The sequence below is a fragment of the Acrocarpospora sp. B8E8 genome (genome assembly GCF_039871605.1).
Lineage (GTDB): Bacteria > Actinomycetota > Actinomycetes > Streptosporangiales > Streptosporangiaceae > Acrocarpospora > Acrocarpospora macrocephala.
Window position 1 is genome coordinate 1 of record NZ_JBDPLV010000131.1, and the last position, 15,364, is coordinate 15,364.

16 protein-coding genes are annotated in these 15,364 nt (G+C 66.8%); 10 read left to right on the top strand and 6 right to left on the bottom strand.

The window, feature by feature from the left end; translation table 11 throughout:
- Positions 1 to 199: 199 nt before the first annotated feature.
- The 4 genes from ABGB08_RS52845 (at position 200) to ABGB08_RS52860 (ending at position 2,858) form a co-directional block, all read left to right on the top strand.
- A complete protein-coding gene (locus tag ABGB08_RS52845; protein ID WP_347607605.1) occupies positions 200 to 487 on the top strand; it encodes a NucA/NucB deoxyribonuclease domain-containing protein in 288 nt (95 codons plus the stop codon).
- Between the two features lie 95 nt (positions 488 to 582).
- Positions 583 to 1,062: a hypothetical protein gene (locus tag ABGB08_RS52850; RefSeq protein WP_347607569.1), complete on the top strand. Its 480-nt coding sequence runs from the start codon at positions 583 to 585 to the stop codon at positions 1,060 to 1,062.
- A gap of 224 nt (positions 1,063 to 1,286) precedes the next feature.
- Entirely contained in the window at positions 1,287 to 1,784 is a 498-nt protein-coding gene (locus tag ABGB08_RS52855; RefSeq protein ID WP_347607572.1) for a NucA/NucB deoxyribonuclease domain-containing protein, read from the top strand.
- Between the two features lie 12 nt (positions 1,785 to 1,796).
- Entirely contained in the window at positions 1,797 to 2,858 is a 1,062-nt protein-coding gene (locus ABGB08_RS52860; protein WP_347607575.1) for a DUF6461 domain-containing protein, read from the top strand.
- A gap of 529 nt (positions 2,859 to 3,387) precedes the next feature.
- Here the strand turns inward: ABGB08_RS52860 and ABGB08_RS52865 are convergent.
- The 4 genes from ABGB08_RS52865 to ABGB08_RS52880 all read right to left on the bottom strand — a co-directional run bounded on the left by ABGB08_RS52865 (position 3,388) and on the right by ABGB08_RS52880 (position 5,939).
- Positions 3,388 to 4,422, bottom strand: coding sequence for a GntR family transcriptional regulator (locus ABGB08_RS52865; RefSeq protein WP_347607607.1), 1,035 nt, complete (start codon positions 4,420 to 4,422; stop codon positions 3,388 to 3,390).
- A 148-nt stretch (positions 4,423 to 4,570) separates the two neighbouring features.
- A complete protein-coding gene (locus ABGB08_RS52870; protein ID WP_347607578.1) occupies positions 4,571 to 5,095 on the bottom strand; it encodes a hypothetical protein in 525 nt (174 codons plus the stop codon).
- On the bottom strand, positions 5,092 to 5,523 hold the full coding sequence (locus tag ABGB08_RS52875; RefSeq protein WP_347607610.1) for an ATP-binding protein: 432 nt from the start codon (positions 5,521 to 5,523) through the stop codon (positions 5,092 to 5,094). The genes ABGB08_RS52870 and ABGB08_RS52875 overlap by 4 nt, the downstream gene beginning before the upstream one ends.
- A 5-nt stretch (positions 5,524 to 5,528) precedes the next feature.
- Entirely contained in the window at positions 5,529 to 5,939 is a 411-nt protein-coding gene (locus ABGB08_RS52880; protein ID WP_347607581.1) for a hypothetical protein, read from the bottom strand.
- Positions 5,940 to 6,189: 250 nt separating this feature from the next.
- Between ABGB08_RS52880 and ABGB08_RS52885 the strand changes: the two genes are divergently transcribed.
- Both ABGB08_RS52885 and ABGB08_RS52890 read left to right on the top strand, forming a co-directional pair.
- Positions 6,190 to 7,512, top strand: a complete 1,323-nt coding sequence (locus tag ABGB08_RS52885) for a helix-turn-helix transcriptional regulator (protein WP_347607584.1) — start codon at positions 6,190 to 6,192, stop codon at positions 7,510 to 7,512.
- Between the two features lie 123 nt (positions 7,513 to 7,635).
- On the top strand, positions 7,636 to 8,040 hold the full coding sequence (locus ABGB08_RS52890) for a cobalamin B12-binding domain-containing protein (RefSeq protein ID WP_347607587.1): 405 nt from the start codon (positions 7,636 to 7,638) through the stop codon (positions 8,038 to 8,040).
- A gap of 213 nt (positions 8,041 to 8,253) precedes the next feature.
- On the opposite strand, the gene tnpA is transcribed toward ABGB08_RS52890, so the two are convergent.
- Complete coding sequence (tnpA, locus tag ABGB08_RS52895; protein ID WP_347607590.1) at positions 8,254 to 8,682, bottom strand: IS200/IS605 family transposase; 429 nt, start codon at positions 8,680 to 8,682, stop codon at positions 8,254 to 8,256.
- Positions 8,683 to 8,706: 24 nt separating this feature from the next.
- Between tnpA and ABGB08_RS52900 the strand changes: the two genes are divergently transcribed.
- From ABGB08_RS52900 to ABGB08_RS52915, 4 genes are all read left to right on the top strand, one after another.
- Positions 8,707 to 9,858, top strand: coding sequence for a transposase (locus ABGB08_RS52900; RefSeq protein WP_347607593.1), 1,152 nt, complete (start codon positions 8,707 to 8,709; stop codon positions 9,856 to 9,858).
- A 179-nt stretch (positions 9,859 to 10,037) separates the two neighbouring features.
- Positions 10,038 to 11,219 (top strand): ADP-forming succinate--CoA ligase subunit beta, encoded by a 1,182-nt coding sequence (sucC, locus tag ABGB08_RS52905; protein WP_347607596.1) that lies wholly within the window; start codon positions 10,038 to 10,040, stop codon positions 11,217 to 11,219.
- Positions 11,219 to 12,094: a succinate--CoA ligase subunit alpha gene (gene sucD, locus ABGB08_RS52910; protein WP_155348394.1), complete on the top strand. Its 876-nt coding sequence runs from the start codon at positions 11,219 to 11,221 to the stop codon at positions 12,092 to 12,094. The genes sucC and sucD overlap by 1 nt, the downstream gene beginning before the upstream one ends.
- A 574-nt stretch (positions 12,095 to 12,668) precedes the next feature.
- Positions 12,669 to 14,087 carry a DUF6350 family protein gene (locus ABGB08_RS52915; protein ID WP_347607599.1) on the top strand — a complete coding sequence of 473 codons (1,419 nt, stop codon included), beginning with the start codon at positions 12,669 to 12,671 and terminating at the stop codon, positions 14,085 to 14,087.
- On the opposite strand, the gene ABGB08_RS52920 is transcribed toward ABGB08_RS52915, so the two are convergent.
- On the bottom strand, positions 14,066 to 15,034 hold the full coding sequence (locus tag ABGB08_RS52920) for a hypothetical protein (protein WP_347607602.1): 969 nt from the start codon (positions 15,032 to 15,034) through the stop codon (positions 14,066 to 14,068). The two genes, ABGB08_RS52915 and ABGB08_RS52920, sit on opposite strands and share 22 nt — an antisense overlap.
- Positions 15,035 to 15,364: the final 330 nt, after the last annotated feature.

Genomic DNA, 15,364 nt, shown 5'->3' on the forward strand with positions numbered 1-15,364 from the left:
TGTGGTAACCGCCGTTCTATGGGGTCTTGTTGCATGTCAGGGCTACGCCACGCCGTACGCGATCCATCCGTGATCCGCAGAACCGGCACCCACCGTCTCAGCATCCGAGAATGCTGTCAGCCCTGCCATCTACCATCCGCATCTCACTTATCCATTATTCGACGGAAAGACCATCCCCGGTGGTGAGCCGGACCGGCCACTGCACCGGGAGATCGACGACCAGAAGATCACGGACAACCGCAAGGTGTCTACGCGCACCTGTAAATGGGGTTGGCGTAACCGGCAAGCCGAGATCGTCGGAAAGAGCTGCGACGAGTTTCCATTCGCCTCGACCAAAGAGGGTGCTCTGTCCGGCACGCACTATTCCGTGGACTACATCAGCCATCCCGACAATCAAGGCTTCGGGTTCTACGTGCTCGGACCGTTCTACCAGAAGGAGCGGATTATCGAGAATGACAACTTCTACGTTCAAGTCGTAGAAGACTGACAACGTATGCGATGATGGCCGTCCCGGGGCGACGTTTCCCATGTCCCGGGCACGGCCACGACGCATGCTCCGGACAACTGCCAAGCTGAGGAACCATGCCGCGACTCATCACACGATCAACCGACCGGTTCCGCCCGCTGTACGGACGGTTTCTACTGGTAGACGCGGGCGATATTCCCGGCGATGTGACACGGCCGTGGGATTTGCCGGGACAGAGCCTGATCGAGGCTGCCACGAACGTCGCCGTCATCACCACGACCGCCAAGAACGATCCGCTGGGGCAGAATGTCGCCGACTTCGTCCTCGAACTGTGGGACGAGGAACCGCCTCCAAGCGACGAGGTATGGGACGCCGTCGAAGCCCTCCGTCACCACAACACCGTCGGCCGGATCTCCCTGGGCAACATCGAAGGCACGAAGTCTGCTGTGGAGATCGACCTGGGCACCGGCGGCGACTGGTACCTCCGCTGTCACGTACGAGCCACCCGCGCGCTGACCATCGAGGAATACTTCGACCTGGACGACGATGAGGACTACATGGCGGAGCAGTTCCTGCTGCAATGGTGGCCCGCCTAACGAGCAGCGCGCACAGCGGGATGTTGACGTATTTCCGACGACAAGATTGGCTCTGATCGCACTGCTGGTGCTGTTGTCGATGTAGATCTAAGGAGATCGTAGGTTTCTGCACTATCGATGCGCGTCGGCGATGTAGGCGAGGCTGGGGTCGTTGAAGAACTCTGGACCAAGGCCGGGGTCTTCTGGAGGCTGCGCAGCGCGGAGAGGATGAGCTTCTTCATCTGATGGATGCCGTCGACGGCGGCGCGGCCGACTCGGTCGTGTTTGACGTTCTTCCATACCGTCCGGGTGGCCAAGTTCAGGAAATCCTGCACCGTGAAATCGAAGGAGCCATCCCGGGACTGGAGGATCCGGACGAGGCACCAAGCGGCACCATCGCAGCCAACCGGCGCAACTCCATCGGCATCTGCCACCAGCATTGGCCCACCGTGCGACCCCAGGAGGACCAACTGGATTGCGACGAATACCCCTTCGCCAGCACGAAGGAGGGCTCGCTGTCAGCCAACGGCAATTTCTCGGTCAGATACATAAGCAACTCCGACAACCGGAATCAGGCAACCAGCTCGGCGTCTTCTACCAGCGGATGCGTCGGCTCGGAGGAGACCCCTTCTGGGTTTACACCAATCCACTTCCCGCGGATCGCGACGCCCCTCCTGTCCGCTGACGACCGCCATCCTCTAACATCGTGGCCCGTCCGCACCCCGGGCGGGTCACGCCCATGAGAAAGAGGAAATGTGCATCCCACCGACGTCAAATACGCCGAACTACTCCAGGCCGGCCTGCCAACCCAGTGCTGCCTGACCTGGTGCCACGAGCGCGACCTCGACGAAGTCGCTCGCCGGTTCGGCGCCGACCCCGAGACGGGACTATGGGCCGACGAAGACGATATCGAGGAGCTCGAAGAAGACGACCACGCCGAATTGCTCCACCTGGTCGCGGTCGGCGAATGGATGCTGGCGCTCGAGCCAGGCGGCGACCAAGGATCGAGGAACGTCGTCGTGGAAGCACTGTCCCTCGGCGGTCGTGCCTTCAACGTCTACTGGAATGTCGAACTGGACAGCGCCGTCACCTATGCCGCCGACGGAGTGATCCAGACCGCGTTCAACCTCGACGACGTGGAGTGGCGGACGGGCGCCGAACCATTCGCGCTTGACGAACTCCTGGCTGAGGTCGGCCTCCGCGCAGACCTGACAGTGACGGAACGCAAAGCACGCAGTCTGGCGCTGGGGGAACAGCTCAGCGGAGCCCTCCTCACCCCCGACTGGTTGCGCTCTCCCCGGTACGTGTTCAAGATCGTCAACCCGTTGCCCGACGCGCTCGTCCCGCCCGCGTATCTGCATCCCCGATCGCGCTTCCTCGATGAGCCGGAGTTTGCACGCATCCTCGACGATCCGTCACCCGCGATGGCTGCCGCCGTCACCAGGCAGGTAGCCGCCACGGTCATCTCGATCGCCGCGATCGGCAGTCCGCTCGCCGACGAGGTGCTGCGACTACTCGACCTCGGTGAACGATACCCCGGGGAACGTCAGGAACTACGCGCACGGTTGGGTCAGGAAGCCAGCGCGGTCGCCGGGCAGGCCAAGCTACTCGGCGGCAGCCCTGAAGCGGACCGGCTGGAACTGACCGGCTACGCCTTGGTGGTCCTGCAACGGGCACTGGAACCCGTGCCGACGGAGGCGGCGAGCGCCGCCTCCTTGCAGGCGCTCAACCTCCGCGTGCCAGACAGAGATGATTTCAAGCGCCTGATCGTGCTGCGCAACGTCAGCAAGCACATCGAACGCGAACTGGCCCGGTGATCGGTAGTCCGTGAGCCCGGACGGCCAAGACGCTGGCAGCTGACGGTCTTGTCGCGGTCGACGTCGACACCTTCAACCGGGAGCTACCGGTGTTCAAGGCCGCTGTCACAGGGCGGCGGCTGTGCGGCTGGTCGGCAACCCCGTCCCTGAGGGCTTGAACGCCGCCCGACCCCCGACCACGCTCCCCGTTACGGGACCAGATCACCCGTGCTGTTGACCTGAAAGCACCTGTCCGGGGAGAAGATACTGCAGCGGATGCTGCACGAGACGTGCGTCCAGGCCGAAGGATGTACCGCACCGGCTGGTCGCACAAGATCATCCAATCGCCGGCGAGCCGGGACCCTTCCGCGCATGGCAGCGCGGAGAGCGCAGAGGCCAACCTGCGCATCAACCCGCACCGCCACGCCCACCCCCCGCAGTCCCCGCGCCGGTTGCCTGACAACAACCCACACGGAACGGCTCAACACCCGGATCGGAGCCATGACCCGAGGGAGCACACGCACTGCCGGAGGGAGTCTCACAGCATCAGCTACCGGGCATACCTCCGTAAGCCTGGCCTGCCGCTGACCTCCTCATCCCTGATGGCGTGGATCCGCTCGCTCCCGCGCCTCGCGGCATCACCCGCCCGCGGCAGGCTCGATATGTCATCCCATCGGTGTAAATCCAGCGGCTCTTCCCCCGGGCCTGTCGCACCGGATGTGTCCGCGATCCTCTTGCGCCACACCTCCGGATCGGGCCACTGATCAGCAGAGGCGACAAAGGTGCCCTTCGGCCCGCGCGCATACACCCAGCCCGCCTCCCGCAGCACCCTCACCGCGTGCCGGACCGTGCCATGGCCCACCTCGTAGTGGCTGCCGAGCACGGCATGGGCGGGAATTCTCCGGTTCGGCTCATGCTCACCCGCCTGAATCTGCGTGGCCAGGTCCCGGGCGATCACCACATACGCCGGTTCCAGATACGCCGCCGCAGGGGTGTCCTGCCGCCCGACGAAGGTTCCCACCCCCGTCCTGGTTCCCGATGCGTCCGCCGCGCGGTCACCGCCGCGATCCCGAACCTGCGCCGCAACTCGGCCTCGGTGGGAACCATCTGCCCTGGCCCCAGTTCCCCGCGCGCGATCTGGCCCGCGAAGATTGTCGGCGACCTGCACATGCACCGCAACCGGCCCGGTCCGGTTCAGTTCCTGCGGCTTGCCGGGTTGGCCATGCGCATCGTTGACGCGCCCGCCACTGCTTCGATCACCGCTCTGCTCCCCGCTCATGCCGGGCTGACCCATCGCGGGCAGGCCGTACCCCACACAGCAGGTTCCCGTGACCATCCCAGCCCACAGCAGCTCATCCACCGCCATCCCCCGCGCCTGCATCGCCGCGACGGTCCGGATCAGGTCCCCGGCCGTGCGGACAGTGTGAGGGCCGCTCTCGTCCGGATCCCGGGGCACGTGGTGCAGGAAACGACCCGCCAGCCCTTCACAGAACGCGGCGTACTCGCAGGTGTGCAGAAGGAACACATGCCACCCGATACCCACATACGGCGAAGCCAGGTGACCCTTACGAGGCTCCTCGGCCACCAGCCGCAAGAACCCCAGCGTCTCATTCCCGGATACTCGTGCACCATCCGCCGCGTCAGCCTGCCCCACAACTCATCACCGACCAGCCCTCGCACATGATCGCGATGCGGCAGCCCGGCCCTGACCACCGGCCCGGGAAACAATTCACTCACCGCCCGCCTCGCCATCCGCGCCATCCGCGCCGTCCCCGCATGGGCCACCGGTCACAGGGAGCGGCAAAGGTACCCCGGAACGGGATGCTGTAGGCCCAGCCCCGCTCCTCCAGCCGGTACCTGACCTCGGTGGCGACCTCGTGGGAGATCTCGAATTCGCTTCGCAGCCGTTGCTGCGGGCCCACCTGCTCGTGCACGGCGATCTCACCGTTTCGGATCCGGTCGGCCAAAACGCCGAGGACCTCCGCGATACGCTCCTCTACAGGCGGTATCCACATCGCGGGCAACGCCCCACTAGGCGGCGGCCCCGCGACCAGAATCCGGCCCCGGATCATGTGCGCCAGCCGCCGCATCTGAAGCTGACGCCAGACCCAATACGCCTGCGCGGGCTGGATGCCGTACGTGTCCTTCAGCTCCTCCTCAGTGGGCACCGGCGAGCCCGGCGCGAGCTCACCACTGGCGATCCGCCCGGCCAGCTCCCCAAGGATCTCCTGAACCCTCCGCCACGCCCACGCGGTCACAGGGCCACCTCACACCAGACGATCCCACCGGACCTGCCGTCCTCCCAGCCCCACCGGCGAGCGATCTGCTCCACGATCCGCAACCCCAGCCCACCGGCGGCGGTCGGTGCCCCGTCACCCGGTCCGGCATCCATTCCGCGCATCCCGGGCGCATCCCGGACATGCGGCATACTCACCTCCGACCCCTCGTCGATCACCTCCAACCGCATGATCGGACCAGGGCAGTCGATCACCACGACCTCCACCCGGCCGCCCGGCAGCCCGGACCTGGAGTGCTTGTGCGCGTTACCCAGCAGCTCCGAGACCAGCAGCAGCACATCCGCCGACTCGCCGACGCCCTCCCGCCTCAGCAGCGCACCCACCAGGGCACGCCCCAACGTGACCGAGAAGGCATCACCCGGCAGGACAAACGACGCCATCGCTCTCATGACCGTCACCGCGACACCGCCCGCAGGATCCGGCCCGCCGGGGCACCAGCCTGCGCCCACACGGTGCAGACATCCACGGTGCAGACATCCACGGTGCAGACATCCACGGTGCACGCACCCAGGGCGTTGGCACCAATGGTGTACTGCCAGCCCGCGCTCTCCCTGCGCGTCCCCACCAGCACCACGCCGCTGGAACCCTCCGGCATCTCCAGGACCGCGTCCTTGCCGTACCGCCCCGGCAACCGCAGCGCGCAGGACACCCCTCGCACCTCAAGCGCGAACGCCAGACGAACCAGGTACATGAACCGCTCACGCCGCAACTGCTCACGCAGCGAGGGCAGATATTCCAGCAGCGGTTGATCCTCCTGATGATCTCGCCATCTGAGACGGGCACGCCCGCCCCTGAACTCGTTCACTGTTCGCACCTCCGATGTGCGAGCAAGGGTCCGCCTGGTCGTTTGCCGCGTCAGGCGGACCCGCTCCTTTTCGGCACAGGCCCTTTTGTCGTGGTCCAATACAATGCGGCGTGTTGTTACAAACACGCTGCGTGCCGCGCAGGACCTTCACACCACTAGTGACAGGCAGAACAGGCATGTGACGCTAGAGGTCAGCGAGGGGTCGTCACGCGGGACGGCAGGGTCAAGTAGGGGTCAGGAGGGGTCACCCATGACCGAACTAGCACGGCACCCGCTCGTCGCCGCTCGGCAACAGCGAGGATGGTCACAAGAGGCCCTGGCCATGCTCATGCGCGGCCGGGGACTAGGCACCACCCGCAAGACGGTGACGCGCTGGGAGCGTGGCGTCACCCCAGATGCCGCCGCTCAGCAGGTACTCCGTGCCCTGTTCGAGGTTCCCCACGACATGCGGACCGCCTGGCCGAACTGGCTTCCCACAGGGACGGACTCGTGGGTCTGCGAGAAGTGGGACCGGGACGGCACAGTCAGAACGCTCGATATCGTCGCAGAGGGGGCCGTTATGGATCGCCGAGAATTCCTCATCCTCACAGGGGCGGAACTGCTGCTCCCCGTCTACGAATGGCGGGTTAACCCCGAACCGTGGATCGCGGCCCGACAGCGTGGCCGCCACGTCGGCCAGGCGCTGCTCGACGAGCTGCAAGCCCTGATCGCGGTCCGCCGGCGGATGGACGATGAGCACGGCGGCGCCGCCCTCCTGGAGGCGCTGCACGCCGACTACCGGTTCGTGATCGACCTGATCAAGAACGGCAGCTACGGCAAGGACGTCGGGCGGTGCCTGTACGGTCTCGCCGCCGAGATAGCCCGCATCGCGGGATGGGTCGCGGAAGACAGCGGCCGACATGCTTCCACGCAGTCGTACTACCTGGCCGCGCTGCGTGCGACGGCAGCAGTCGGCGACCGCGCGCTGGGCGTGAACGTCATCGGTCTGATGGGCGGCCAGGCGAGAAAGGCCGGTCGGCCCGCCGACGCCACCAAGCTCCTGGACCTGGCCGCCGCCGAGTCGGCCCGGACACCGGAGACAGTGCAGGCGATGACTTGGGCCAGGGTCGGAAGGGTGTACGCCAAGGCAGGCGACAAGGGCACCACACACACGGCGCTCGACCGCGCGCGCAAACTGCTAGGCCGGGCGGTGGCGGGCGACTCCCCACCGTGGGCGTACTGGGTGAGCGAGACCCGCATGACCGAGCAGCTCGGCGGCGCGCTCTTCGATCTCGGAGACTACGAAGGTGCCGAGCGTGAACTACTGGCGGCCGTCGCCGGCCTGGGGGAGCAGTATCCGCGCGACCGAGCCGTATGCCTTGCGCGAGTGGCCACGGCCCAGCTCCGGCGCGGCCAGGTGGACGAGGGCTGCTCAACCGCCCGGCGCGTGGTCGACCTGCTCGCGGACCACGTGGACACCGAGCGCGGCGAACATCTGCTGCGGACGTTCCGCCAGGAGTTGGCCGCGCACGGCCCTTCAGCGACCAGCCGGGACTTTACCGAGTACACCACGGCGCGCCTGGGTTCAAAGTAGTTGCGGCGATCAACTGAGGGGCTGGGAGGAGGTGGTGTTGGAAGGGGTCGCTGGGGATGCTGCTTGCCGGGCGCGTGTGGGCGAGACCAGCAACGGGGGTGAGGCCGTATGTACAGTGCGGGCATGGAATCCAGGATTCGGGTGGTTGTCGGCAAGCCGGGGCTTGATGGTCATGACCGCGGTGTGAAGGTTGTCGCTCGCGCGTTGCGGGATGCCGGGATGGAGGTCATCTATACCGGGTTGCATCAGACGCCTGAGCAGATCGTGCAGACCGCGATTCAGGAGGACGCGGCCGCGATCGGGCTGTCGATCCTGTCGGGGGCGCATATGACGCTCTTCGCGCGAGTCCTGGAAGTGCTTCGCGAGCAGGACGCGGAGGACATTGTGGTGTTCGGCGGGGGGATCATTCCGGATGAGGACATTCCGGAGTTGCAGCGCCTGGGGGTGGCCCAGATCTTCACTCCAGGCGCGACCACGGAGGAGATCGTCGATTGGGTGCGTGCCTCCATCCCCCAAGTAGCCAGGTAACCAGTTTCGAGCCCGCGGACGGGCAACCCCCGCGCCGTTAGTCGTATTTCGCGGCCAAGCCCGCCGATCCGGAGGATCGGCCATAAGCACAGCCCGCCCTGCCGGAGGCGCGGCCATGAACACAGTTCAACCTGCTCTAGCGAGGAATCCTGGCCCTTCAGGGCCGGGAGGAATCGCTTTTCTCCTGGTTGAACCGTCAGGCCCGGCCGACGGTCAGTCTGGGCGCTTCTGGATTTCGATGTACTCCTTGATGATCGCCAGGGGTGCGCCGCCGCAGGAAGCGGCGAAGTAGGACGGCGACCAGAAGTGGTCTCCCCACAGGTACTTGCGGACATGGGCCGGGTATTCCTTGCGCAGGAGCCGCGCCGAGACGCCCTTGAGACTGTTGACCAGGACCGACAGAGCGACTTTGGGCGGGTAGTGGACCAACAGATGGACGTGGTCGTCCTCGCCGTTGAACTCGACCAGGCGGGCGTCGAAGTTGTCACACACTTCGATCATGATGGCTTCGCAGCGGCGTAAGAGCTCGTCGGTGAACACACCACGTCGGTATTTGGGGACGAAGACCAAGTGCGCGTGGAGGCGGCAGACGACGCTACGGCCCCTTCTGATATGGGGGTTCGGTTCCCATCGCGGTGACATGGACCTAATGATAATGTGTTCGATATGAGGTTGGTGGTGCAGGTGAGACTCCTGCCGACGCCCGAGCAGGCGGCGGCCTTGGAGGCGACACTGCACGCGGTCAATCAGGCCGCCAACCAGGTCTCGGCCGCCGCGTTCGCCGACGCTGTCCGCTCGCGCGCCGCGTTGCAGACCCGCCTGTACGGCGAGCTGAAAGCCGCCGGATTGTCCGCGCAACCCGCGCTGCACGTGATCCGGAAAGTCGCCGATGCCTACACCACCCTGCGGGCCAACCTGCGGGCCGGCAACCTGGGCAAACCCGGATCGACACGACGGGCCAAGGTCGAGGGCAAACCGATCGGCTTCCGGCCGGACGCCGCCCAGTCCTACGACGACCGATGCCTGTCGTGGCAGCTGGAGACCCGGACGGTGTCGATCTGGACGGTGACCGGGCGGCTGCGTGGCATCGCGTTCACCGGCTCAGCTGACCAGCTCGCGCTGCTGGGGGCCCATCGCAAAGGTGAGTCGGATCTGGTGTGGCGCGAGGGCAGGTGGTTCCTCTATGCCACGGTGGAACTGCCTGAGGTCCCAACCGTGGAACCCGATGGGTTCCTCGGCGTGGACCTGGGGATCGCGAACATCGCCACCACCAGCGACGGGATCCGCCACTCGGGCAAGGCCCTGAACGCGGTCCGCCACCGCAACCGGGAACTCCGCTCCCGGTTGCAGAAGAAGAACACCAAATCGGCGAAACGGCTGCTGAAACGGCGGAGCCGTAAGGAGGCGCGGTTCGCCGCCAACACCAACCACACCATCGCCAAGCAGATCGTGACCGAGGCGCAACGCACCGGACGCGGCATCGCCCTGGAGGACCTTCAGGGCATCCGCGACCGGGTACGGCTCAAAAAGCCCCAGCGGGTCACGCTGCACTCGTGGAGCTTCCACCAGTTGGGAAGCTTCATCGCCTACAAGGCGGCCCGGTCCGGGGTCGCTCTGGTCCACGTGGATGCGGCCTACACCTCCCAGGGGTGCTCGGCCTGCGGGCATGTGGACAAGAAGAACCGCCCCGACCAGGAAACCTTCGCCTGTACGTCGTGCGGCTTCGCTGAGCACGCCGATGTCAACGCAGCCCATAACATCGCCGCACGCGGTGTTATGGGCTGGGCAGTGAGTCACGCTGCCGACGACGCGGCCTGAACCGTCGAGTCCATCGACGGCGAGGAGCTGCAAGCTCGGTCCTTCAGGGCCGAGAAGCTGACGCGCACCCCATGACAGGGCCACAGCGGAGCTGGGGCTAGGCTTCTTGCGCGGAAACGCCAGGTTGGATGAAGCCGCCTGGCCGCTGACATCTAGGCGACATCAAGGGACGGACCCTCGTGGACCTGTTCGAACATCAGGCGAAGGAGCTCTTCGCGGAGTACGGCATCCCGGTGCCGCGCGGAATTGTCGCGCACACCGCGGAGGAGGCGCGCGCGGCGGCCGAGCAGCTGACCGGGCGTGTGGTCGTCAAGGCCCAGGTCAAGACCGGGGGCCGGGGTAAGGCCGGAGGCGTGAAGGTGGCCGATGACGCCGCCGACGCCGAAAAGAAGGCGGGTCAGATCCTCGGGATGGACATCAAGGGCCACACGGTCCACAAGGTCCTGATCGAGGAGGCGAGCGATATCGCGGAGGAGTACTACTTCTCCTTCCTGCTCGACCGGGCGAACCGCACATTCCTCGCGATCTGCTCCGCTGCTGGCGGGATGGACATCGAAGAGGTCGCACACACCGCGCCGGAGAAGGTGGCGAAGATCCCGGTCAGCCCGATCACCGGGGTGGACCTGGCGAAGGCCCGCGACATCGCGAAGGCGGGCGGCCTACCGGAGCGTTCGCTGGACGGGGCGGCCGCGCTGATCGAGAAGATCTGGGCCGTCTTCGTGGACGAGGACGCCTCCCTGGTCGAGGTGAACCCGCTCATTCTGGCCGCCGACGGGCAGGTCAAGGCGCTGGACGGCAAGGTCACGCTGGACGAGAACGCCGAGTTCCGCCAGAAGGAGCACGAGGCCTACGTGGACAAGGCGGCCGAGGATCCGCTGGAGGCCCGGGCCAAGGAGAAGGACCTCAACTACGTCAAGCTGGATGGTTCCGTCGGGATCATCGGCAACGGCGCGGGCCTGGTCATGTCCACGCTGGACGTCGTCGCGTACGCGGGCGAGTCGGTTCCCGGCCGGCCCAAGCCGGCCAACTTCCTGGACATCGGCGGCGGCGCGTCGGCCGAGGTGATGGCGAACGGGCTGGAGATCATTCTGTCCGACCCGGCGGTCAAGTCGGTGTTCGTCAACGTGTTCGGCGGGATCACCGCCTGTGACGCGGTCGCCAACGGCATCGTGTCGGCGTTCAAGCTGCTCGGGGACCGCGGTGAGCACGTGACCCGGCCGCTGGTCGTCCGGCTGGACGGCAACAACGCGGCGCTGGGCCGCGACATCCTGCAGGGCGCCGGGCTGCCCGGCGTGGAACTGGTCGACACGATGGACGAGGCGGCCAAGCGGGCCGCCGAACTCGCTGCGGTAGGTGCGTAATGGCGATCTGGCTCACCGAGAACAGCAAGATCATCGTGCAGGGCATCACCGGGTCGGAGGGCACCAAGCACACGCTGCGCATGCTCGCCTCCGGTGCCAAGGTCGTCGGCGGGGTGAACCCGCGCAAGGCCGGGACCGTGCACGAGGGCCTGCCCGTCTTCGCCACGGTCGCCGAGGCGATGGCGGCCACCGGCGCCGACGTCAGCGTCATCTTCGTGCCGCCGGCGTTCACCAAGGACGCCGTCAGGGAAGCCATCGACGCGGGCATCCCGCTGGCCGTCGTGATCACCGAGGGTGTCCCGATCCACGACACGACCGAGTTCTGGGCGTACGCGGTGTCCAAGGGCAACAAGACTCGGATCATCGGCCCGAACTGCCCCGGAATCGCCTCCCCTGGCGCGTCCAACGCGGGCATCATTCCGGCTGACATCACCACGCCCGGTCGCATCGGCCTGGTCTCCAAGTCCGGCACGCTGACCTACCAGCTCATGTACGAGCTGCGCGATTTCGGCTTCTCCACTGCTGTGGGCATCGGGGGTGACCCGGTGATCGGAACGACCCACATCGACGCCCTCCAGGCCTTCCAGGAGGATCCGGGCACCGACGCCATCGTGATGATCGGTGAGATCGGCGGCGACGCCGAGGAACGCGCCGCCGCCTACATCGAGCAGCACGTCTCCAAGCCGGTCGTGGCCTATGTGGCGGGCTTCACCGCTCCCGAGGGCAAGACCATGGGCCACGCGGGCGCGATCGTCTCCGGCTCGGCCGGAACCGCCCAGGCCAAGAAGGAAGCCCTGGAAAAGGTCGGCGTCCGCGTCGGCAAGACCCCCAGCGAAACCGCCCGCCTCATGCGCGAGGTCATGCAGGCCCGCTGACTCACGCACCAACCCTTGGTGCCGGCCCTCACCACACCGGCACCAAGGGCGTCCATGTCTCCGGGCTTACCGGGTTACTCCCACCCACCCTGCCCTTTGTTTTCCCTCGGGCTCCGCCCGTCCCCGCCAGCGCCGTGGTCCCCACACGAACGACAGTCATGACATGCTGGTTCTCCCATCCAGTTTCGGGCTGGCGTTCGGTCCTCCCCGCCAAGCTCGTCAAGAGGGCGTCGAGCGGCAACCTCCGCGCCGTTAGTCGTATGTCCCGGCTTGGCCGCGCCTGTGTCTGGACTGAGGAACGCAGGTCGCGAAGCGGCCGGAGAGACGAGGGAAGACACAGGCTGAGAGCGGCCAAGCCCGCCGATCCGAAGGATCGGCCATAGACACAGTCATCCATATTTACGGCGCGGCGTGACCACCTGAGCGGTGGGGCTTGAGAACATCGGGTACTGTGACGGCGCTTCTTGACCAGATTCGGACTGTCCCCAGGGCCGTCTTCGGTGACGAGGATCGGCGGCCGCTGCCGGTTTCGGGGATGTTGGCGGCGGCTCTGACGCTTGGTGTGGGGTTGGCCGTGTTGACCACGCTGACGCTGCTTGGGTGGATCGCGGCGCCGCGGACGGCGTTCGGGCAAGGGCTGCCGGGGGTGTTTCGGACGGCGTGCCAGCTGTGGCTGGCGGCGCACCATGCGGGGTTCGCCATTCCGGGGGGACGGGTGGGGCTGCTGCCGCTGGGGTTGATGATCCTGCCGGGCACGCTGCTCTACCGGGCGGGGCTGTGGATGGCCAGGGACGCGGACCTGCGGCTGCGGATGCCCGCGCGGTTGCCCAAAGGGACTCCGAAGGATCTGGCGAACGCGCGGCGGCGGGCGCAGTTCGTGCTGATCGCGCGGGCGGGGATCTCGCTGGCCGCGCCGTACGCGCTGCTGGCGGGCATGATCGCGCTGGTGGCCTCGAACGAGGTCACCCAGCCGTTCCTGGGGGAGGCGCTGGTCAGCCACTTCCTGCTGGCGTTCGTGGCCGGTTCGGTGGCGGTGGCCCGGACGATCGGGCCGTGGCGGTCGATGTTGCGGCTGCTGCCGGAGCGGCCCAGGTCGGTGGTGGTGGGCACGGCGGTGGCCATGTCGATGATGCTGGCCGCGGGTCTGCTGCTGGTGCTGGGGTCGATCGTGGTCAACTTCGACGAGATCCAGCAGTTGTCGGACGTGCTGAGCCCGGGTTTCGTCGGCGGTCTGCTGCTGCTTCTGGTCGAGGGGCTCTACCTGTTCAACGCGGTCATCTGGGGCATGGCGTACATCGCTGGGCCGGGGTTCGCGATCGGTGCGGGCACGCTGGTCGCGCCAACGGGGGTGAAGCTGAGCACGCTGCCGACGTTGCCGCTGCTGGGCGCGCTGCCCGAGTCCGGCGCGGTGCCGCCGTGGCTGATGGCGGTGATCGCCGTGCCCTTCGCGGCGGGGACGGTGGCGGGGGTGGTGGTCGCCAGGATCGCTCCGACGCCGTCGCTGGAGGCGGCTCCGCTGTGGGGCTTCGTTTGTGGGCTGTCTTCTGGCGGGGTGGCGGGGGTGCTGGCGGCGCTGTCCGGCGGGCCGCTGGGCGGGGCGCGCCTGTCGGCGGTGGGGCCGTCGCCGTGGGAGGTCGCGCTGTCGGTGACGCTGGAGGTGGGCGTGGCCGCGGGCATCTCGGCGGGCCTGGCCAACTGGTGGCTGATGTCCCGCTCTCCGGCGGCACCGATCAAGAAAGCGGTCGGCAAGGTCGCCAAGAAGGTCAAACCGGTCAAACCGCTACCCGGTCACTGGATGGACGCCACCGAGGCCGACACGATGCCCATCCCGGTCATCAAAGACGACTGGACCGACGAGCACGCCGACACCGACGCGTTCCCCCGCAAACGCTCCGAGCCGGTACGCCCCGGCCGCAACGACATCGTCGACGAAACCGACGACAGAGGCGGCCACGTCATCTACGTCGACCCTTACGCATGGGACAAGGACTGATCACCCCAAGAGGGCAGGTCAGCCCCACGGGCGACCGCGCCGCCCGGATCGTCAGCGACATCACCGGCACGGGTTTCGTACCGCCCGGGACCTGCGGTCGGGCAGCGAGCTGGGAGCCATGCCTGTACGGCGATGCCGGTCAGGTCGGCGGAATCGCTCACCGGCCGCGCGACGAGCGTGGCCGTGCGGCCGTCGGAGAGGGCTATCTCCACCACAGCCGCCCGGCCCTGCGCGATCAGCCTCACGGCGGCGTCTTCCAGGGCGAGCCGATCGCGGTGGCACAGGTCCCGGGGCATGGAGCCCGGTACGGCGCTTGCGGCTGTGGCCTCCCGCGCCCCGCGGAGCCTCCTCCACAGGGCCCGCTCGCGTTCGGTGCTGAGTTCGAGCAGCCGCTGCTCGACCGCGTGGGCTGATTGCCGGACTACGGCCATCATCTGCGCGTTCGCCCTCTCGCGCAGGGTGGCGATGCACACGACCCCTTCCACCCGCCCGCTGAGAGGATGGCACACCCGTGTGCCCACGGCGGTGAACTTGCGCAGCGGTTCCCAGGGGTGCTCGTTGCCCGCGACCTGGCATGTTCGCCGTTCCATCAGCGTGGAGCCGATGGCGTTGGTGCCTACGTCCGACTCGGCGAAGCTGAAGCCGGGAACGGCGAGGATGGCGTCCGATCCTCTGCTGATTGACGTGTTGCCCATGAGGTGCAGGAGCTGCACTCCGGACGCATCGGACAGAAGCACCTCTGACGGAGTGTCGGCGACGGTGGTCTGGAGCCGCTCGAGCACGGGCCGGGCCGCGCGTACCAGGGTGTTGTCGTAGTCCACGTCGTCGATCAGGCGCGGTTGGAAGGCGCCGGGGGTGAGCCCGGCATCCCGACAACGCCGCCATGAGTTCAGGATCGGAGCACGCGCTGCCTCTCCCGCGGGATGCCCGCTCAGGATCCGCTCCACGGTCTCACCTGTGGGCCATCCCTGGTCATCCCAGATATCCGCGAGTGAGCTCACTCCGCCAGCCTCTCGTTCTTTGGCATCCAAGCCACACCACACAAACGCTTAACACCCTTAACTACTTTAAACCGCATCTAATTCTCATATTGTCGATAAATCAACTAAAATTGGGCAAACCGAAAATGTGCGTGCAGGGCATCGAGGGGCAATGCCACTCAGCCTAAATTGATCATGAGGCGAGGGCGAGCTTGGGAAGGTTCGCCAGCTTGACCGTGGCCGGGCCGTCGTGGCGTACGCCAACGTCACCGGGTCTCTTGACGCGGTAGGAGTTGT

Excerpts from the sequence above, each read along its gene's own strand:
- ABGB08_RS52850 (WP_347607569.1), top strand. The coding sequence starts at position 583 with ATGCCGCGACTCATCACACGATCAACCGACCGGTTCCGCCCGCTGTAC.
- ABGB08_RS52855 (WP_347607572.1), top strand. The coding sequence starts at position 1,287 with ATGGATGCCGTCGACGGCGGCGCGGCCGACTCGGTCGTGTTTGACGTT.
- ABGB08_RS52875 (WP_347607610.1), bottom strand. The coding sequence starts at position 5,523 with ATGAGAGCGATGGCGTCGTTTGTCCTGCCGGGTGATGCCTTCTCGGTC.
- ABGB08_RS52885 (WP_347607584.1), top strand. The coding sequence starts at position 6,190 with ATGACCGAACTAGCACGGCACCCGCTCGTCGCCGCTCGGCAACAGCGA.
- tnpA (WP_347607590.1), bottom strand. The coding sequence starts at position 8,682 with ATGTCACCGCGATGGGAACCGAACCCCCATATCAGAAGGGGCCGTAGC.
- sucD (WP_155348394.1), top strand. The coding sequence starts at position 11,219 with ATGGCGATCTGGCTCACCGAGAACAGCAAGATCATCGTGCAGGGCATC.
- ABGB08_RS52890 (WP_347607587.1), top strand. The coding sequence starts at position 7,636 with ATGGAATCCAGGATTCGGGTGGTTGTCGGCAAGCCGGGGCTTGATGGT.
- ABGB08_RS52900 (WP_347607593.1), top strand. The coding sequence starts at position 8,707 with ATGAGGTTGGTGGTGCAGGTGAGACTCCTGCCGACGCCCGAGCAGGCG.